This is a genomic window from Marinagarivorans algicola (assembly GCF_001292705.1).
GTDB classification, from domain to species: Bacteria; Pseudomonadota; Gammaproteobacteria; order Pseudomonadales; family Cellvibrionaceae; genus Marinagarivorans; species Marinagarivorans algicola.
The window spans coordinates 17,156-37,860 of sequence record NZ_LGAK01000022.1 but is presented as its reverse complement, the minus strand read 5'-3'; the positions used below and the strand labels follow the sequence as shown (position 1 = coordinate 37,860).

General features: G+C 45.6%; 11 protein-coding genes. 7 read left to right on the top strand and 4 right to left on the bottom strand.

The features are described 5' to 3' along the window. Positions 1-16: 16 nt before the first annotated feature. Positions 17-721: a response regulator gene (locus AC438_RS09140; RefSeq protein ID WP_172676736.1), complete on the bottom strand. Its 705-nt coding sequence runs from the start codon at positions 719-721 to the stop codon at positions 17-19. Positions 722-928: 207 nt separating this feature from the next. Here AC438_RS09140 and AC438_RS09135 point away from each other — a divergent pair, with 207 nt between their 5' ends. Further along, the gene (locus tag AC438_RS09135; protein ID WP_053980954.1) at positions 929-1,405 is read left to right on the top strand and encodes a Spy/CpxP family protein refolding chaperone; all 477 of its coding nucleotides are present in this window, start codon (positions 929-931) and stop codon (positions 1,403-1,405) included. Positions 1,406-1,936: 531 nt separating this feature from the next. Then, positions 1,937-3,379, top strand: coding sequence for a hypothetical protein (locus AC438_RS09130; RefSeq protein ID WP_156317049.1), 1,443 nt, complete (start codon positions 1,937-1,939; stop codon positions 3,377-3,379). A 327-nt stretch (positions 3,380-3,706) separates the two neighbouring features. Here AC438_RS09130 and AC438_RS09125 read toward each other — a convergent pair whose 3' ends face one another. Then, positions 3,707-5,320, bottom strand: a complete 1,614-nt coding sequence (locus tag AC438_RS09125) for a cellulase family glycosylhydrolase (RefSeq protein ID WP_053980952.1) — start codon at positions 5,318-5,320, stop codon at positions 3,707-3,709. 262 nt (positions 5,321-5,582) lie between these two features. After that, positions 5,583-6,764 (bottom strand): helix-turn-helix domain-containing protein, encoded by a 1,182-nt coding sequence (locus AC438_RS09120; RefSeq protein ID WP_162230718.1) that lies wholly within the window; start codon positions 6,762-6,764, stop codon positions 5,583-5,585. A 387-nt stretch (positions 6,765-7,151) separates the two neighbouring features. Between AC438_RS09120 and AC438_RS09110 the strand changes: the two genes are divergently transcribed. The 5 genes from AC438_RS09110 (at position 7,152) to AC438_RS09085 (ending at position 17,639) form a co-directional block, all read left to right on the top strand. Next, a complete protein-coding gene (locus tag AC438_RS09110; protein ID WP_156317048.1) occupies positions 7,152-8,789 on the top strand; it encodes a glycoside hydrolase family protein in 1,638 nt (545 codons plus the stop codon). Between the two features lie 827 nt (positions 8,790-9,616). Then, entirely contained in the window at positions 9,617-12,595 is a 2,979-nt protein-coding gene (locus AC438_RS09105) for a malectin domain-containing carbohydrate-binding protein (protein ID WP_053980948.1), read from the top strand. 2 nt (positions 12,596-12,597) lie between these two features. Next, the gene (locus AC438_RS09100) at positions 12,598-14,085 is read left to right on the top strand and encodes a DUF1552 domain-containing protein (protein WP_053980947.1); all 1,488 of its coding nucleotides are present in this window, start codon (positions 12,598-12,600) and stop codon (positions 14,083-14,085) included. A gap of 216 nt (positions 14,086-14,301) precedes the next feature. After that, positions 14,302-15,903 carry a hypothetical protein gene (locus AC438_RS09095; protein ID WP_053980946.1) on the top strand — a complete coding sequence of 534 codons (1,602 nt, stop codon included), beginning with the start codon at positions 14,302-14,304 and terminating at the stop codon, positions 15,901-15,903. A 71-nt stretch (positions 15,904-15,974) separates the two neighbouring features. Then, positions 15,975-17,639 carry an RCC1 domain-containing protein gene (locus AC438_RS09085; protein ID WP_156317047.1) on the top strand — a complete coding sequence of 555 codons (1,665 nt, stop codon included), beginning with the start codon at positions 15,975-15,977 and terminating at the stop codon, positions 17,637-17,639. Positions 17,640-18,075: 436 nt separating this feature from the next. On the opposite strand, the gene AC438_RS09080 is transcribed toward AC438_RS09085, so the two are convergent. Then, the gene (locus AC438_RS09080) at positions 18,076-20,553 is read right to left on the bottom strand and encodes a glycoside hydrolase family 3 N-terminal domain-containing protein (protein ID WP_053980943.1); all 2,478 of its coding nucleotides are present in this window, start codon (positions 20,551-20,553) and stop codon (positions 18,076-18,078) included. Positions 20,554-20,705 lie beyond the last annotated feature (152 nt).

Below are 20,705 nucleotides of genomic sequence, written 5' to 3'. Positions count from 1 at the left end.
TGAACGGCGTATGGCTTTATTGTTCATCTGGCATTACCAGCTGATAACCCTGCCCGCGCACAGCACGAATGACATCAAACACATCACACTGCGCTAATTTATGACGAATACGACTTACATGCACATCAATGCTGCGATCATATTGCGTGTACTCACGGCTTAAAGCTTGCTGCGTTAATTTCGCTTTACTCAGCACTTTACCCGCATCGAGCAAAAAGCAACGTAGTACATTAAATTCGGCACCGGTTAAGTTAAGCGGCTGACCACGACATGTAGCGGTTAATGTGCTCACATCAAGGTTAATGCCGTGCAAACTTATGGGCAACGTATTGATGACTGGCAAAATATCACTGCGGCGTATAATGGCACGTAAGCGCGCAGCCAGCTCTCGAGGGTTACAGGGTTTGCCCATATAATCATCAGCGCCCATTTCAAGCCCCACAATGCGATCAATATCATCGCCGCGGCCTGTGAGCATAATGATGGGTGCAGTGATGCCTTTACCTTGACGCAGTACTTGTAATAATTCTAGGCCACTCATACCCGGCATCATAATATCTAACACAATCGCACTGACAGACTGCGCCTCTTGCGCCAACCATGTTAAAGCTTGCTCGCCACTGTGTACCGCTGCAGGCGCAAACCCCTCCCCGGTCAAGTATTCGCTCAGCAAAGCGCACAACTCGATATCATCGTCAACTAATAAAATCGGTTTATTCATGATCTTCTCTTTATTTTGATATAGCGATTTAGGCCTATCATAGCGCGCACATTGTGCCGCCCCAACACACCAGAGCACCTTTACATAACTTTACAGTGCCTTAACCCTTATTTGCAGTCGATACCCTTACAATTCATTCAAGCCAACCAAACACCCTCTGGCAGGCTCTTCCATAAACAACCCAGCAGTTTTAATAGGACTTTTATTATGAATATGAAACAAGCGAGTGCTGCATTTCTTGCAACAACGGCCTTAAGCTTTGGACTGGCGGGATTCACAACTCAAGCCATCGCAAAGCCTTACATGGACAGCCATGATAAAGCTCACCAATGTGAAAATCGCAAAGCTAAAAAGGCAAACAAACACTTAAAGCGCATGACCAAACAGCTCAATTTAACCGAGCAGCAAGTCGCCGCCATAAAAGCGATATACGAAGAAGATCGTATTGAGCGCACCATTATTCAGTCGCATAGCAAGCGCAATGGTCTTATGGCGCTAGATCCCGGCGCACCTGATTACCAAGAGCAAGTTGAGGCAATTGCCGCAAAACGCGCCAAAGCGGTCGAGTCACATATTTTAAGGCGTGCACAAACCATGACTAAAATCCACGAACTACTGACCCCAGAACAGCAAGTACTGGCCAGTCAGCATAAAGCCCGCCGGCTAGAGCGTTTAGATCGTTAGCCGCCACTAAAAATAAAAGTCTAAAGGCAAGCAAGCGCTTGCCTTTTGCATATCAACTGCCTCCGTATTTTATTGCCCCATAAATACATTTTTTGTGCTATGGGCAGCACACACTCCTCTCCCACTGACTTCATATCACTTAACACTTCACCTCTTACTCACTGCCCTACAGTCGCGCAGTGCTGCTACATAATGGTATTCATTTTTATTGCTATAAGAGCGCATTATTTTATGTGATTTTAAGCAATAGATTACTGCTCTATATCTTTCTTTGTAGGCTAGAATTATATTCATTCATAATCATTTTCTGCTTTGCAATATTTACTGCGCCATTTTAGTAACATAAAGCAATTAGCCAGCTTCTGCTTATTTCGATACTTTAAATAATATGACAGCTTGATAAATAATAGTTAAATAATTCATTTTTTCTCTTTTTAAAATTGATGAATAAATATATTCTTATTCATCGCTTCACACATGAATATGTTGATTTGCTGCTTTTATGGGCCTTCTGACATTGACGGGGTTTATATGCCACAAGAAAACTATTTGAGTCCATGCGATAGTGCCGTTATTGATTACTGCCAGTCTTTTTTTAGTCGTACGCTTTCTTTGTGCTGGCAGGATCTACCGGCCAATATGCAAGCTAACCGCAGCCGGCTATTTACGCTCAAAAATCATTTTTTTGACATACTCAATCAAAATTTTACTGGCGACGTAAATAAGCACATACATGTTATTAAAACAACAGAAGGCGCGACCTCAGAGTCATTAATAAGTGCCATGACCCTAGATATGGCCAGTAGCTTAACGCAAGCTAGCTCACTGAATCTGCAGAATGTTCAGCAGTGCCTGAATAATAGCGGGCTCTATAATCCGCACACTTTCACCCCTAAAATGATTGCCACACACTTAATTAAAGCAGCCACACTTAGTCAATTTTCACAAGAGACACTTCACAAAATATGCTTAAGTTTTAGCGGTGTATTTAAAGAGAGAGCACATACTTTTTATTCAACATTGCTCGATGTCATAAATACTGCTCAAAAAAACCCCTCGGCTCCGTCTTCGCAACAGCATGCTATTAAGCAACAGTCTCATCCAGAACCATTAAAGCATCAACAACAATGCCCACCTGTACAAAATACTGACGCCCATGTCGATTCTGCATCACCCAATTCAAGCACTCAGATTTTGACAACTTATATTCAAAAATTTTATTGCGCCAATTTATATATTAAACCTTCACATCCTGTTCTTCATAGTATTCATCAAAATATTTATACGCAGCTTATTGACTACAGCCGCTCAACACAAAGCGGTACTGGCGAATTGTTAGCAGAAAAATCTGAAATTATTAGAAATGCATTAAATGCATTACTGGCGTTAACGACTTACCCCGATACTTTCTTTGACCAGAATGCGCCGCTTATCCACTGGAAGTTAGAAGCTTTATCTGTCACGCACGAAGCTCATCGTATTAAATTGCAAGGCTTTTTTGATGATATAAGTACAATTACGCACATTACCAATGAGTCAGAATTAGCCACACTACATACGACAGAAAAAAACCAAACAAACCATTCATCGCAACATCAAAAAATGAGCCATCACTATGCGCGAACAGGTAAAATTTTTAACCACGTTAATAGCATCGTTAACGCTATTAACGATGAACCGCCAGCGCAAGAGATCCATCATTTTATTCAGCAATATTGGCAACATGTTTTACTAATTACAGGCCTGCAATTTGGCGTAGATAGTGATAAATGGAACGAAATTTTAACCACACTGCAAACATTAGTGAATGCATCAACAATGCTAGCCTGCTCGCAAAACATACAAGACAATATATTGGAGCATATGCAAGCACTGGGTAAGAACTATTTAAGCTTTAGCCATTTTCTTGAACAAGAAGGCTATGCTCTGGAAGCGCATCATCAAAAAACTGTCAATAGTTATTGCGCCAGCTAATTTACCTCGTATTGAGCGAGGCCATTAATAACAAAAGAAATCATGAACTATTCGAGTGACCAAAATTGGGCGCTGATGAATCATTGTCTGGGCTGCTCAAGCCATCAATGGGCGCTATATAAGCAGAAAATAATTCATCAGCAGCTTATCACGTGAATTGCTTCAGCTTGGCTGAATAGTGACAAAATAATAAAACCCTAAGTCAACGTATATTTAAAAGGCCCCTAAGTAAAAGGACTAGCGCAAGGCCTCAATAAAAATACCCATTAAAATAGAGTACTAAAGAATCAGCTAACAATGCACTTTACTAGACTCTTTGCGAGGCGCTTAAAAAGCCAGCGCATCTATAGATTCATCCCACTGACGGTTTTTGCGGTCATACATGCGAAAAGAGCCATCGTCATCCCATAAAGTACCAGGAATACCAAATTCTTTTTGAAGTTGTATATGATAGTTCAAATAGTTTTTACGATCCTCGGTATTGCATATATTTTCAGGATGCTCAAAATCGTATAGCGCCACACCAAATTCATTCACTGTCACAGGAATACTGTAACCCTCTGCCCAGTCTGCGACCGTCTGATAAATCAGGCGCAATGCTTCTTTATCGTTATCGCTCCCCCAACGCTGTGCGCACTGGCCTGCAAAGGCCCACGGATCGTAGTTATGGTAATTAGCAATCAAATTACTGCCCGCGGGGACCTTCGCAGCTATTAAATCACTATAGGGTGTATAGCCCGCACCCGAAAATACAACGGCACGGTTGGGGTTAGTTTCTCGCATGATCGCAAGCAACCGAGGGTTCAGATCATCAACTTGCGCCGTCGTCATACCAAACGGCTCATTTAATATTTCAAATATCAAGCGCTTAGGCTTGATTTTAAAATGGCTTGCTACTTGCCGCCAAATAGCTTCTAAGCGCGCATTGTTTTCGGCAATAATTGCCGCCTGTTCAGGCGTTGGGGTATCGTCGGTGGGCTGATTATTTTTGGTTGGGTACTCTTCTTTAAACCATTTTTCGTGATGCGCATTAATAATCACATATAAGCCGCTGGCTAAGGCCCAATCGATGGTTTTCTCAACGCGATTCAAAAAATCCGGATCAATAGTATAAGGAGCGCTTTCGCTCGTCCAATCCCCCCAACTCACAGGAATGCGCACATGGCCAAAGCCAGTTGCCTTAAAATCATCAAAAAAATGCTGTTGCTCCGGTTGCGCTCCCCAGTTAGCCCCCTTAGGCTGATCTAGTGTATTGCCCAAGTTAATGCCTGTACCCATACGCCGTACAATATCGATAGCGGTGAGGGTGTCATCTTCAGCAGAGGTGAGCGTGAATTTATCAAATTCAATACCAGTGCCCTCAAAACGGATTTGCAATCGATGCTGGCCACCACCAAGATAGATATGACTCTGTGGCGCTAACCCCCATGCATCGTTTTGTATATCAACAGACCCTACAGCTTCGTCATCGACCAGTAGTGTCAATTGCGTCGCTGTCGCACCAGTACTGAGCTTACTGGTCAATGCGACAGCATATAAACCGCCTTCGCTCACAACCAAGGTATACTCCACATATTCACCTTGCGCGCTCTGCCCAATATAAGCGCCTTCAGAGGTATCCGTATCGCTCAACACATCAATTTGACTATTAGCCATGGCTCCTGGGCTTGCCGAGTTACCACAGACGTCGAATGCCTCAGCTTCAATGAATGTCACTTGTGCACGGTTTTGTATTTGAGTAACAGGGCTTGTGCGCTCACACAAAACCATCTCACCCGCACTCGATTCACTCGCACTGGATTCATTAGCACTCGAGCTATGACTACTAGAAGACTGCATCAATTGGCCCTGCTCAATGCCACCACCACCGGAAGAGCCACATGCGCTGAGTAAAGCACAGCTGCCCAGCAATAAAGCCAATTGTAAAATTCGTTGATTCATAAAAGGTATCCTCAAAAAAGCGCCAAAGACCACTAAGCACCTATTTATTTATTGTTATTACTATTGTTATTACTATTGTTATGTCATGGTTAAACCTATATTGATGAGCCTCTACGCTCACTGTTTACGTCCCACTTTATAGGCCTTAGGGTCTCATAGCACGCATTTGGCACCTTAATCTATTGTTTGAAATACCAACAGATAAGCGGCAAAGCCTCAACTAACATCCGATATACCAAAGACAAATAGTTAACTCGTGCATCTAAGCTGTATCTAATGCCTTATCATTATGCTTGCGATAATGGCTCGGCGTCATATGGGTGTAGCGCTTAAAAATACGATTAAAGGTTGCCTTACTATTAAAACCTGACTCTTCAAAAATACGCTGTACAGGCCAAGACTCTGCAGCTAATAATTCTTTTGCTCTTGCCACTCTAGCGGCGTTAACGCACTCAAAAAAGCTTTGACCTAATACGCTATTCAATAAGTAAGATACTTGCCGCTCAGGCAAACGGGCCGCGCGTGAAAAATCTTCTAATGTTAACTCTGGGTTTAAATACAACTGCTGATCAGCCAATAGCTGTGTCAGGTTATGAGCAGTCTGAATATCTTCTTCACTGGGCGAAAAATCTTCTTTTACATCGGCATTTTCAGCTTTGTTGTCAGCTTCCACAAGCACATCAGGTATTGGCGTAACAACCGCGGACTTTAATAGGCTATAAGAAATCAAAGCCGTTACAAAAGCAAAATTTAAATAATTGGAGAGAATACCTGAAAAATGATTAATGACAATCCACCCAAAAAAAGCAATAACACCCTGCGCCAAATGAAAAATTGCTAGCACCATAAAGCCTACGACAATAATAGGGAGCCATAGTGGCTGCGCGCTCACAGGGTTAGAAAAATTATACTCTAACCGCTTATAATTTTTTAACATAAACCATACAGCAGCGCTACCATACGCTGCAGCACTAATTTTCTGTGTCCACAATAAAGTATCAAATATTGTACTTTGAAATAAAATCCCAAATTTAAATACCCCATCAATCATGCCCTGAGGGCCTAACTGCATAGCAATACCCCACACAATCAATGGATACGATAATATTGGCAGTGCATGCTTGGCATCTGATAAGGAAAGCGCCTGACCTGTCAGCTTTAAGCGAACATAGGCAAATAATAGCGGCCCTTGCGCTAAAGGCGCCCATTTAAATAACCAAAATGGCCACACACCATGCTCTGCAATAATTGTTTTAACCGGTACACTCCAATAAATTAAAACATCCAGCGACTGCAAAGCAAATATCATCAACAAAGCCGCCAGAGTTCCTTTTCCCTCACCAGACTTTTCCCGTGACAGCATCAAAATAAACGCCAACATACTGCATTGGGCAATCATCAATAACAGCGCAAGATCGTTAATGTTAAAAATAAGTTTATTCATAATCATTAGAGTATTAAAAAGCGAATATTTATAGCTAAATATCAAGTGATATCTATACCAAGAAAGGTGCTCACTATACCGTTATAATTTGTATTACGCTGCAGCCACTATCGATATTTTATGGCATTGACTCAAGCACGTTACCTAATTAACGCTTCCCGATTTACGCTACAGGAGCGTAAATATGCTAACCCGATCACCATAAGCACAATAGCGCGCTTATTGAACCTTGCGCCAACTCTTTTCCATCACATAAGATCAAAAGTGTAATACACGAAGACATTTTCGTTAGAGCTCTATACTACTACATTGCACAGATGCTTTTAGCTTCACCATTTAGTGGATAATGGCTCATCAATATTCGTTAACAACAACATTGAGATAAAAATGATCACACTTGCCCACATTCTTCAATTTTTGCGTCGCTGTAGTAGCTTCTTCAGTCCTATAAGTGATTCATCTAGAGCAATCAATCGCTTATCATTAAAGTACTTTTCTGTCGCCTCAGCAGTGGTCGCATTATTATTGCTCAGTGGTTGCTCAGGCAGCGACACAACGCCTACCAACAACAGCCCTATTACGACAAGTAGCACACTAACCATCAGCAGCCCTGTAACAGTAAGTAGTGTAGTAAGTAGCACCCCGGCAAGCAGCACAATCACCAGTAAGCGCCCCAGTAGTCGCTCATCGAGCAGCGCATCCAGCACCCCTCAAATGGTCGAAGACCAATGTAATTCTACGAGTCAATGCCGCGTAATTTATGGCTCGGCAGCCACCAACTGCAAAAACAGTGCGGCACCAACTAGCGTGTGCTTGTGTGGCACTACACGTTGCGATGCACTCAATATGCGCAGCAGCGACTCAAGCTCATCAAGTAGCGCCCAAACCAGTAGCAAAGCCCCCACCGAAACTCAAACACTGCGCCCAGGCGACCCCGGCGTGACTTTTGACATGAGTAAAATGGACCCACGATTCCCCCAAATGCAAAAATGGATCACCGCAGGTGCTCGCGGAGGAATTCCCTTTATTGACTCTCACACCATTAAAAAAACCCTTAATGGTGGTGACAGCGATGCTATCAATAAAGCCATTAACGATGTTGCACGTGATGGCGGCGGCGCTGTCTTATTGAAAAATGGTATGTATCGCATCGACAAAACCGTCACCATGAAAAGTAAAGTTGTGCTGATTGGCGAATCTCGCCGAGGCGTTAACGCAATTATCAACATGCAAAAAGGCAATGCTTTTTACTTTGGCAGCGGTGTACGCCATTCCGGTATCTACCGTATGACTATCGAAGGCGGCTGGGGCCGCCCCCAATACGACTGGAATATAGGTACAAACGCTAATTTTGAAGAGCCCGATGTTGAAAATGTTTCGGTGATGTTCAAAAACGCAACCGACAGCTGGCTTGATGGTGTTGATTTGCTCAATAGCGGTGATTTCCCGTTGCGCTGCAACGCTAAGCACATCACCTTGCGTGACTTAAACGTCGATGGTGTTCACAATAAGAACGGTGGTGCTCACGGGTACTTCTTTATTCTCAACGGATACAACCTCATTACTCAGTCAAAAATCACACGCCTTAGACATATATCGTTACAAGGCGATGATGTAGAGTACAACGTGCTATATGACAACGACCTGCGCCAAGAGGTGAGCTACCACAGTGGCGATTACGGTAACAACCTCATTGAAAATAACCGCATCACCTTACCGGCAGATATGCCCAACGGCTCAAATGGTCCTGGTTATCGCGCAATTATGGGCCCTTGGTCAACTAAACATCACAAGTCATTAAACAATAACTTTAATTATGACAACTGGATTCACGAAGAAAACCGTGGCAAGCCGCCAGGCGTGTGGATGTCTGATAACGATAAAGTGTATGCTGGCCCTATTTACGACAAAGCCGTGGGTGAGCAACAGCTCGATAATAACTTCCCCCCAATGAAAGATAACAATGGCGACTTTATTGTACCTAAGAGTAAAACACTCTACCCCATCATATTAACGCCGCAATAACACCTACAGCACCAATACGATCATTCTCGCGATAGTACTCGCGGCCTTAAAGCTGGTTAATCACCGGCTTTTTTTTGGTCTCTTTATCCGGCGCTTATAGACCCAATGAACTCAATAATGTATATCCAGCGGGCCCAACTACTAATGGCCTGCTTGAGCCTATTGCGCCCCATACCTTTCACCGCCGCCTTTACAGCTTACCCAAATACCGCATCAAGGGAACCCTCAACCTAATCCACTCCCCATTCAGTATGCACTCAAAATAAAATAGCGACCCTTTTTTACCTATCAGCCGACTTATTATTCGATATTCGCCAGACTTTTAGCCCATAAGCATTGCCTTAAAGGTCTATCAGCTATGACCAAAATTGTAACTATAAGACACTTCGTGGCAGTCACCTCCTCTCTATGGCACAATAAACAACCTCAAGGACCGACCTCACCAAACAGGTTAATCATATTCAAAAAATGAATACTTCAACCATTTTGGCACTGAGTGGGACGGCTTACATTGCATATTGGGACGTTAGGATAAAAACTGGGATTGCAACCTAAACCCTTGTATTTAAAGGCTTTTTAGGCGTCCCACATTATTCTAAGCGACATCCATAAGTGGGTCATTACGCATTTGATCACTGGGTCACACTCGCATGGTTTTTTTAAGGTCTGGAATCGCCTAAATTAGTCGGGTATTCAGGTGTTTTGGCTGTAGTAAAAGTCCGAACGTATTCTAAAAACATGATTTATAGGCATTAACAATTGAGCATGCACTCTTTTGCTAATCAGCCAAAACACTCATAACAATAACCACCAAAGGGTAACTATTTATGTCCTCAGATCATACCTTTGCAGGGGCCGGGCTCTTCAGACGCCTCGCCTGTGTTGGCGCGATTAGCTTGCTAGTCGGTTGCGCTGGCGAAACAGACACCAGTAGCGCCCCCACAACAACGCCATCGAGCGCTGCACCCGTGAGCAGTACTGCACCTGTCAGTAGCGCACCGGTATCCTCCGCGATCAGTAGTGTTGCTTCTAGCACTCCTAGCACCCCAACACTGACTGATAGCGATATGGATGGCGTTTTAAACCCAAGCGATAAGTGCCCAGAGACAGCGCTTGGTGAAAGCATTGATAGCAATGGCTGCTCAAGCTTCCAACGCGGTAAAGCCTTGTATGCCTCAGACTGCCAAGTATGCCACCAAGCAGATGGTAGCGGCGCTGGTCCTTTCCCAGCCATTAAAGACCACAAATGTACCAGCAAAGTACAAGGTGCTTGTGCAGATGTTGCAGGTTTAGCGACTTACATTGCGGGCTTTATGCCCACACCCGGTCAGTGTACTGATACTAACGGTTCAACCTGTGCGACCGACGTGTCAAACTTTATGGTCATTGAGTTTGCCCCGAAAGTTGTCGCTGGCGATCGCGATAAAGATGGCATTCAAGATGCGGTAGATGCTTGTCCAGATACGCCCGAAGGTGATCTAAAGACCATCGATCACACGGGCTGTAAAGTCAACAATGGCAAAAAAGCCAGTGTGTTTGCTATTAATGTCGGCGGCGATGCATATACCGCAAAAGATGGCACCAAATACATTGCTGATGCCGCAAAATACTACCTTAACTCACTTGGCGCCAGCAGCGGTAATCCTACCCACGCCGTGGCCAACACACAAGATGACGTGCTATACCGTAAAGAGCGCTGGGGCAGCAACCTTATTTATAAAATACCTCTTACCAATAAGGGTTCTTACGATGTGATTTTGCACTTTGCTGAGGTTTTTCATACCGAAAAAGGCAAGCGCATTATGGATGTGTTTATCGAAAATAAAAAAGTGTTATCCAATTACGACATTTTTGATAAAGCAGGCGGCAAAAATAAAGCCAAAACCGAACGCATTAATAACGTAACTGTGAATGATGGCATGCTGAACATTAACGCTAAAGGCACCACGAACAACGGTAGTCTTGTGGCGATCAATGTTGTTAGCTTGCTAGACAACGATGGCGATGGCGATGGCATCCCCGACAAAAGAGAAACCTGTCCAGGCACAAAACCTGGTGCAACAGTGAATGCTGAAGGTTGCTCTGATCAGCAGCGCGATAAAGACGGTGATGGCATTTTAATTCCTGATGACGTTTGCCCAGACACTATAAGTAGCGAAAAAAATACTATCACCACAAGTGGCCGCTTAGCGGGTTGCTCAGCACGCGTTATTGCCATCGATAGCGATAATGATGGCGTAGCCGATGTCATTGATAACTGCCCAGGTACCAGTGCAGGTCTCAGTGTAGGGGTTACAGGCTGTACAGGCATTGGTTCAGGCGCTAGCGATAACCTTCCGACAGCAGCTATTGTCAGCCCTCAAATGCGCTTAACCGCCTCTGAATATACCAATACGATTAAGACTGCATTTGGCGTAAATAACCTACCTGATGCCACTTTATTAAGTGACAACACCGGTCCATTCCGCACGTATATTAACAATGCCGATGATAAATCAGCAGATTTTGGTACCTTGGTTGGCGCGGCAAACTTAATTGCTAATGCTTTAGCCACTAACTATGCCAATAAGTGTGATTGGAATAGCACTCCCAATAACTGTGTAAGAGCCCAGCTAACGACTCCGATCGAAGCCTTGTTGCGCCTCAATGAACTCTCTACTCCTGATATACAAACCATTGGAGGCATCATTAGAGCCAGCCTTGCTAAAGGTGCTAGCACTGAGCAAGCCGTAGCAGCGGGTATCGCATTTGTCTTAATCGATGATCGTGCAATTTACCAAGTAGAAGTAGGCGGTAACAGTACACAGTCTGGCAAAGTCAAATTATCAGACCGTGAATTTATTAACCGTTTATCTTACTTGTTACTCGACAACACCCCCGATAACAACCTAGTTAACTCACGCAATGGTATTGTCAATGACAGCGGCAAAATTGATAGCCAAGCTACCCGTCTCATGGCAAAAGCAGAATATAAAAATACTGTTTTCAATTTTGTTGCCGAGTGGTTAGGCATACCCACAAAAGCCTCTAGCACCAACCTAGGTACACTCGATGCGGCATCACTTCATGAAACACGCTTATTAGTGAACCACATTATTGATAATAACCTGCCCTTAACAGAGCTATTTACTGCTAATTACAGCTTTATTAACAAAGTGTTAGCAAGGCACTATGGCGTACCAGAGCCTACCACTAACTGGGCACGCTATGATTTCCCAGCCAATGCTAAGCGCCAAGGTATTTTAACTCACGCAAGCTTTTTAACCGCTAACGGCAAGCATGGTCGCGATATCAATACCATCTTCCGCGGTAAGGTCGTCTTTGAACGTTTGTTTTGTGATGCCATGCCACCAGTACCACCAGCTGAGCAATCAGTCGATCTGGCCGATCAAGTCTCTGACAGGGGTACGGCATTAGCCTGTCGCGGTTGCCACCAAGTGGTCGACCCTATTGGTCGCATGTTTGATCTCTACGACGATTACGGCAAGCGCTTCGATAAAGCCGAATTATTTGGCGGTCTGTATATGGATGTTGACATTGCAGACGATTACGATGGTGCTGTTGAGTTTGCGCAGGCACTTGAAAACAGTGATGCCTTTAAACATTGCGCAAGCCGCCAATTATTCCGCTTTGCTTTAGGTCGTGATGTGACTAAAAATGAAAGCAGCAGTTTTAATAGTGTTTATGAAGCCTTACAAGGCGCCGGCACCATTAATGCCACCTTTAGTGCATTAGTGACAAGCGATGCCTTCAAACATGTGTATTCAAATACCAACACAGCACAATCATGTATGGTTGGGAGCTAACAATGAAAAGATTTAACTCACTCAGTCGACGCGATTTAATTAAACAAACAGCCGCCGTGGCAGGTGCTGGTACGCTGTCTGCCTCTATGGTTGAACGTGCACTAGCCGCTGACACCAACTTTAAGCGCGTTATTGTTTGGTATGTTCCAGAGGGCTGCGCTCAGCAAGCCTTTTGGCCCAGAAATACCGGCAACTTAGTCATCAACGAGGCGGCTAGCATTAACGGCAAAAACCCGCAAAGTAAAGGCAGCTCTATTCGCGGCTATGTCGATGCTAACCAAGCAACTTATTGCTTGCAGCCACTCAAAAAGCACGAAGCTGATATCTCACTTTATAGCGGTTTTAAAAATAACGGTGCCGATGCCGATGATCCGCATAAACAAGTGGTGAATAGTGCCCTAACAGGCAGCAAAACCAACGAAGGAAGCATCGACCAAATATTGGGCAAAAAACTACAAGGTAGCTCACCTGTACCTTCGATTTATTCGGCGATTTGGGGTCACCATGTACATAACCGCGGTGCTAACGACGATTACTTATCGCCCGTACGTAAAGTCGGTGGCGGTACCACCGGTAGCTCTAACTGGAATCCCATGGAAACCTACAAGTTTGTCTTTGGTAACGATGGTATTCCCGCCCCCTCGGGGGGCAGCGGTGCTATTCCTTATGGCGAGCGTCAAACGACGGTACAAATTCTGAAAGCCATGGAAGCCCGCCTAGAAGCCATTAAATGTGTGGGCGGTGCGCAAGCGCATAGCAAATACGAAACGTTGCTAGCGTCTTACACCAAACTCGAAAAGGAAACCTCAGCATTATTACTCGCTGATGAAGAGGCTGCTAAAAATAACGGTCCTGACGTACGCTTTCCAATCCCTAATAATTGGCTCAATACCAACGGTACCCGTACTGACTTAAGCAAGTACTGGAATAAGCCTGAAAACTTTGAAAAACTCATGGATATTGCCATTCAAACCACAGTGGCGTCATTTGCATTAGATCGTACACGAGTTTCTATGATGCAATTTAGCGGCAGTGGCACCGATAAGGGCCCCGTTGCTCGTGATCACTACCGCAAAATTGGTGTGCCTGGCTTAGAAGCTGGCGATGTCAACGACCACTATTTAGGCCATGATCCCGACCCTAAGCGTCGTCGTAACCAAGCCCGTATCTTCCGCTGGTATTACAGTAAATTATCGCAGTTAATTGATCAGCTCAAAGCTGTACCCGATGGCAGCGGTACTTTATTTGATAGCACCCTGATTGTCACCGCCTCGGAATTCAGCATGTACAACCACCGTAGTAACGACATGCCTTATATGATTTGCGGCAATGGTGGTGGCGCCTTTAAGACAGGCCAATACCTAGATGCACGCAGTGGCGGTAGCTTTAGAAACTCTGCCGACTTCTTCTATGGTGTTACCGAGGGGCTTGGTGCAAACCTCAACCACTTTGGTACCTCAACCAATGCCTATAGAGGTATGCTCGTTTAGTGACTCCTTAAGTCTCACTTTCATAAACCCGCTAAGGAGTCATCCGTAGCGGGTTTATTTTTTTGCGATACCCCAATATTTTCACATCTAGCCATTTTAAGGCCTTGTATATTGAAGGCCTTAGTATTTTAAAGCACGACTATTTTAAGCGGTAGCGTTCAATAGCTGCCAATGATGATAGTCAGCATGCTGAAACCTCACCGTGAAACATAGACTATGACCAGCACAACATTTATATGGCAAAAACTCACTATTTTGCCATTACTTGCCTTAACAATATCGGCATGCACTGGCGGCACCTCGCAGCCAACAAGTAGTGCCAACACCTCAAGTCAGCCTGCGCCACCATCGAGTACGGCAATATCCAGCCAAGCGCCTCCAAGTAGCCTAGCACCTAGTTCATCCGCAAGATCAAGCTCTTCGTCAGTACGCTCTAGCGCAGCCTCTTCGGTAGCGAACGATTGTGATAGCCGAGCCGCTGCCGGCGAACAAGCCTACCAAAGAGATTGCACCGCGTGTCATGGTAATGTGCCGACCAACGGTACAAGTCAATGGGTGTTTAACGGGAACGCGCTGGATGTATTTGATAGTAACAACGATGGCTACAAACCTCGTGGCAGTGGCGCTTCACAAATGCTCGCCCTTGGCGATTTTATCGCTTTATATATGCCCAGTATGAATAGCGGTGTGGCCCAGCCCAAAGGCGATAACATTGCAGCCTACTTAACCAAGAGTACCGGGCGAGCTTGGTGCCCAGGCGAACCATGGCCACCCGAAACCATCGAGCCACCCGCGAGTGATTTTCCTCTCACTGTCGGCAAGCCAGCGCAAGATACCCTTGTGGGTTTAGGCGGCTACGCAGGTTGTCTTGTCAATGCCAACAAGAAGGCAAAATGTTGGGGGGGTAACTTTATGATACCCAACAACGCCAGTTGCCGTAAAACACCCGCCAACTGGGGGGAAGGCGACTGCATATCGCGTGCCGTCCCCCCTAAAAACTTAGGCAATATTATTGCTCTCAGTGGCTCACATGCCGGCGCTTGCGCTATCCGTGAAAGTGCGGTCAACGGCCGCAATGTCTTTTGCTGGGGCGCTAAGGATCGCATCAAAAACACCCCCAATTGGAACGACACCATAAGCACCGTGGGTGGCAACTACTTCTCTTGTGGCTTACGCAGCACTGGCGCCGTGAAATGCTGGCCTAGTAGCGATGCAAGCAATGACTACCCCAAGCCTCCCACCAGCCTCAAAGCTAAAGCAATTGCAGGTACCCATGAAGCGGTATGTGCCATTCGTGCAGACGATAGCGTCACATGCTGGGGTAACAACCCGCCCATGCCGCCAGCTAACTTAAGAGCTAAGCATATCAGCGTAGGCGGTACAAAGTCTGGCACCGCAGGTGCGCCTTATATTTATGCTGGCTACGCAGCAACACATCATGCCTGTGCCATCAACCTAAACGACAAAGTCGTTTGTTGGGGCGAAGGTGAAGGTGCAAACGAACCAGCCAACCTTAGAGTCAAGTCAGTTGCTGCATCCGCTGACTCCTCATGTGCGGTATTGCTAAATGGCCAAACACAATGCTGGGGGCCTCTAACAGATACCGGCGGTAGCACCATCGCGCAAAACAGTAAAAAGGGGCCGCAGGGTAATACCTTTGTCAGTGTAAACGCCTCACGCTATGCCATTGTATTCACCAAGCAAAATGGCGATATCGTCCGCTTCCGTGACTACAACATTAAAAAGAAACTCGAAGCAATGCCGGCCACTGAAGCGACCGACCTACCCCCAGCCGTTAAAGTTTTGATTGCACCTTAAAAACGATCCCCCTAGTCATGGCGCTAGGGGGCTCTCGCTTACTCATCTTTAGATTACTGAGACTAATAATTATGATAAAAACATTAGCTTGGAGCCGAGAATTATTCATGCTCCCCTGCGTTGCGTTGCTGCTGGCGGCCTGCACAGGCACCACAACACCCAAGCCCCCCATGAGTTCTGCAAGCAACAGCTCTATATCCAATAGCTCTGCAAGCGTATCCATCAGCAGCCTAGCTTCAAGCCGCGCCCAAAGCTCGAGCTCGGTTATCTCAAGCTCAGCCTCTATTGACTCGATATCTTCGTCACTTGCATCCTCGGTGAGCATGGTACCTGTCGCCGACCAGTGCAATAACACTGGTGAATGCCGCGCGCAGTGGTCTAATGCCACCGACTGTAAAAATAGCTTAGCCAATAATAGCGTATGCCTATGCGGCGCTAACCGCTGCGACGTACAGCCCACACAATCATCAAGCCATGCCGCATCCTCGGCGCCAACAGGTTGTAGCGCCAATATTACAGCCGGTAAATATGCCTACCAAGAAGACTGCACCGGCTGCCATGGCGATGTACCCACCAACAGCAGTACTCAGTGGCAATTTGGCAATGTAGCCATTGATGTCTTTGACAGCGACGGCAACGGCTATCAAACACGGGATGACAGTCATCAAATGCTGCCACTAGGTGATTTTATTGCGATGTACATGCCCACCACAAGCCTCAGTGTTGGGCAGCCGTTTGGCGATAATATCGCCGCCTATATCAGCGATGCCGTAGGTCAGCCTTGGTGTCCAGGGCAAGACTGGCCAGACGCCGGTACACCGCAACCCGAACCACAACCAAGCATACAGCTACCGCCACAATCTATTGGTATGGGACCATACGGTACTTGCGCCATAAAACCCGATAACACAGTCAAATGCTGGGGCGGCAACTACTTGCTACCTCGTAACAAGTGCGACAACAAACCAGAGGAATGGGGCAAAGGTCCTTGCGTTGGTCGCGCTAGTGCGCCCAACGATTTAGGTAAAGTAAAAGCCTTATCAGGTATGCACACCGGCGCCTGCGCTATTTTACAAAACCCAAGCAACCCGCAAAAAGCCATTCGTTGTTGGGGCCCCGAAATCAGCCCGTCACCCGACTTTGCAAACCCCGTGCAATTAGGTGGCGGTGATCGTCAGAGCTGCGCCATGAACAGTGCCGGTCAGGTAATTTGCTGGGCTGCAGATACTCGTTTTAGCAACACCGTACACACTGTACCGAATGGCCTAGCTGCTAAAGCACTATCAACAGGCAGCGACTTTAGCTGTGCCATCCAAAAAGCCGATGACAAAGTCACCTGCTGGGGACCCAAAAAGCGCAATCCACCCAACGACTTAAAAGCTAAGCGTATTGCCGTTGGTGGTGGATACGGCTCTAACCCTCACGCTTGCGCAATTGATCTTAACGATAATGTTGTATGCTGGGGCGATGGCGCAGGCACCAATGTACCGGCCAACCTCAAAGCCAAATCCATCGCCGCGGGTGAAAAAACCAGCTGCGCAGTCAGGCCAAATGGTAGCGCTGTATGCTGGGGCGCAGGCGCCAACCCACCATCAGGTAACGACTTTATCGAAGTCTACGCTAACCGAGCTGCAGCACACCTTGTTAAAACAGACGGTACCGTTGTGCAATTTAGACATTACGGTTCGAATAAACGTATCAATATGCCGAATAACTTTAAAATTAAATTGCCTTAGCGGTCACATCCATTCTAGTCGCTATATTTATTGAGTCGCTACAGCTATTTTGTGACTAAAGCTATTGCACCAATAATAAAAAAGCCCCACAACATTGGGTTGTGGGGCTTTTTTATGGCTTAAATATAACGTTTAAAAAAGGCTGTAATTGTAGCGCGAACGAATCATATCTTGGGTTATTTTATTATTCACGCGACCTCAAAAACACTCAGGCTCTACCTGACGATTACTGACCTTGCCAACAAAGCTACATCAAATAAAACACAATAAGTAACTGTTCAGCCAAGCTGCAGAATTGCACCTGCATAGGGATATGCAAGATTAGACCTTGAAGGCGCATAAAATCGAGGAGCTCAAGCTTGAGCAGCCCAGACAATGATGCATTAGCGCCCAATTTCGGCACCTCTGAATAGCTCCCAACATAATTGGAAGAAGCTTATATTTTGTCTATAACGCCGCGCGATTGAACAATGACAGGCGTCAAATACACTTTATTATTACTGATATCTACGTCTTTACCTTTAATCTCAATTTCACCCTCTAAGCGAATGTCTTTCGAAGACGAACCTAGCATTAATTTAATTTTACCCGGCTCCAATGTGAATGTCATATCACGATTATAAAAGCCTAACTGGTTAGCCGCTAACGTAAAGGTTACTTGCTTAGTCTGCTTGGGGGCGAGACTGATACGCTTAAACCCTTTTAACTGCTTCACAGGCTGAGTCACACTAGCAACAGGATCATTCACATAAAGCTGCACCACCTCGTCTCCAGCATGGGCACCGGTATTAGTAACTGTTAAGCTAATATCAACCGTCTCGCCCGCTTTAAGCTTTTTATTATTCATTGTTAATTGGCTATATTTAAATTGGGTGTAACTTAAACCGTGACCAAAGGGGTAAAGTGCACCGGTATCTTCAAAAGCATAACCCCGCTTTGCTGTAGGCTTATGATTGTAATACACCGGTAAATGCCCTACAGAGCGTGCAAAACTCACCGGTAATTTACCACTCGGGTTTACATCCCCAAATAATACACGGGCGACTGCAGTGCCTGTTTCCTGCCCTAAATACCAGCCCTCTATAATCGCGGGAGCCGACTGTGCTATTTGATTAATGGCTAATGGACGGCCACCAATCAACAATACAATGGTCGGCTTGCCCGTGGCTAAAACAGCATCAACTAACGCTTGTTGCTCGCCGAGTAATTGAAGGTGTGTACTATCGCCTAAATGTGATTCGGCCCATGCTTCGCGCGAGGTCGCTTCGTTATCGCCTACCACCACCACGGCTACATCACTTTTTTGCGCAGCGGCTACGGCTTTTTCTATCATGCCTTTCGTATCGGCTTTTGTGGCCAGTACCACCTCGTCGGTATTCCAGCGCTCTTTAGATTGAGTATTAGCGATTTGTGAATCTTCATCCACTTCGAGTGTATCGATGATTAGCAAAGTGCCTTTTTCATAATGAATATCCACCTTGCCTTTTAGGTGCTCTTGCAGCCCCTGTAAAATACTCACCGTTTGCTTCGGTACATCGCTATAGCCACCCAATAATGTTTCATGTACATGGGGGCCGATCAAGGCAATCGATTTAAGCTGGTTGGCATCTAAGGGTAAAAGGTTATCGTCATTTTTAAGTAATACCATTGCTTGCTCGGCCGCCGTAAGCGCTAACGCACGATGCTTATCGTTACCCACAAAAGCGTCTACATTTTGTGTTGCTGTATAAGGGTTTTCAAATAATCCAAGTAAAAACTTCTCATGGAGTACTCTTGCTACTGCTTTGTCTAATACCTCTTCACTGAGCTTTTTATCTTTAACCAGTTGTACTAATAAGCCAAATGCATCGACATCGGGTGTTTCAACATCCACTCCTGCCGCCAGCGCCAAAAGCGCGGCACCGGCTTTATCTTCGGTTAAATGATGGCGCGTCATAAGTTCATTAATGGCGAAGTAATCGCTCACAACAACACCGTCAAAGCCCCATTCATCGCGTAATATGTTTTGCAGTAAATCGACATTGGCATGAGATGGAATGCCATCGATTTCATTATAAGAGGCCATTACGCTGCGTGCGCCACCCACTTTTACCGCCGCCTCAAAGGGGGGTAAAAAGATTTCGCGTAGGCCACGTTCGCCAATGGGCGTAGGGGCGATATTTAACCCGCCAACCGGCTCACCGTGCCCAGCCAAATGCTTTAGAGTCGCAATCACGCCGTCTTTCGCAATACCGTCGCCATCACCTTGAAAACCTTTAACCGCAGCCACACCCAATACGGAAATTAAATAAGGGTCTTCGCCCATAGTCTCTTCTATTCGGCCCCAGCGAGGGTCTCTGACGACATCTAAAATAGGCGTTAATGCCTGATGACCACCGCGTGCGCGAATTTCTTTGGCTGCAACGCGATAAATATCATGCACTAATTCTGGGTTCCATGTGCTGGCCAAACCAATCGCTTGCGGAAAGCTCGTTGCATTGCGCCCAGCATGCCCATGCAGAGCCTCTTCATGAAAAATAGCGGGTATGCCTAAACGTGTATTATCAATTAACCACTTTTGAATCGCATTGGTAAACGCCACTGTTGCTAATGGTGTTTTGTTCATGGTGGTAGGGCCTTTATTTTCTGCTGGGCGCGCCACCTGCCCTATACCTAACCCTAAAATCGCTGATGCCTTAGCCTCAATAAAAACACCCGTGTCGGTTTCTAGTGCTTGACGCTCCTGCCAAATAGTCTGTAATTGCGCGGCTTTTTCCTCGAGAGTCATCCGCTCGAGCAAGTCATTCACACGCACATCAATTGGGGCTTTAGGGTTTTTATACATGGCATTATCCACTGGGCTAGCGATCACAAAAGAGTGAATACTGAGGTAAAAAATCAACGCAGCCATACCTTTCAACACAGAATTTTTCATAGAGCACCTGACTTTATACCAAAATTCACCACGAAAAAAATTATAAATCAACCCTATACAATAGCGTTAATTTATGGACATTCGCGCATAAAAAGAAGCGTGTAAAATAAAAAAAATACAGCCATTCGCGATAGATAATAGCTGAAGGTAAG

Coding starts and splice junctions, on each gene's coding strand:
- AC438_RS09140 (WP_172676736.1), bottom strand. CDS start 721: ATGAATAAACCGATTTTATTAGTTGACGATGATATCGAGTTGTGCGCT.
- AC438_RS09135 (WP_053980954.1), top strand. CDS start 929: ATGAATATGAAACAAGCGAGTGCTGCATTTCTTGCAACAACGGCCTTA.
- AC438_RS09130 (WP_156317049.1), top strand. CDS start 1,937: ATGCCACAAGAAAACTATTTGAGTCCATGCGATAGTGCCGTTATTGAT.
- AC438_RS09125 (WP_053980952.1), bottom strand. CDS start 5,320: ATGAATCAACGAATTTTACAATTGGCTTTATTGCTGGGCAGCTGTGCT.
- AC438_RS09120 (WP_162230718.1), bottom strand. CDS start 6,764: ATGAATAAACTTATTTTTAACATTAACGATCTTGCGCTGTTATTGATG.
- AC438_RS09110 (WP_156317048.1), top strand. CDS start 7,152: ATGATCACACTTGCCCACATTCTTCAATTTTTGCGTCGCTGTAGTAGC.
- AC438_RS09105 (WP_053980948.1), top strand. CDS start 9,617: ATGTCCTCAGATCATACCTTTGCAGGGGCCGGGCTCTTCAGACGCCTC.
- AC438_RS09100 (WP_053980947.1), top strand. CDS start 12,598: ATGAAAAGATTTAACTCACTCAGTCGACGCGATTTAATTAAACAAACA.
- AC438_RS09095 (WP_053980946.1), top strand. CDS start 14,302: ATGACCAGCACAACATTTATATGGCAAAAACTCACTATTTTGCCATTA.
- AC438_RS09085 (WP_156317047.1), top strand. CDS start 15,975: ATGATAAAAACATTAGCTTGGAGCCGAGAATTATTCATGCTCCCCTGC.
- AC438_RS09080 (WP_053980943.1), bottom strand. CDS start 20,553: ATGAAAAATTCTGTGTTGAAAGGTATGGCTGCGTTGATTTTTTACCTC.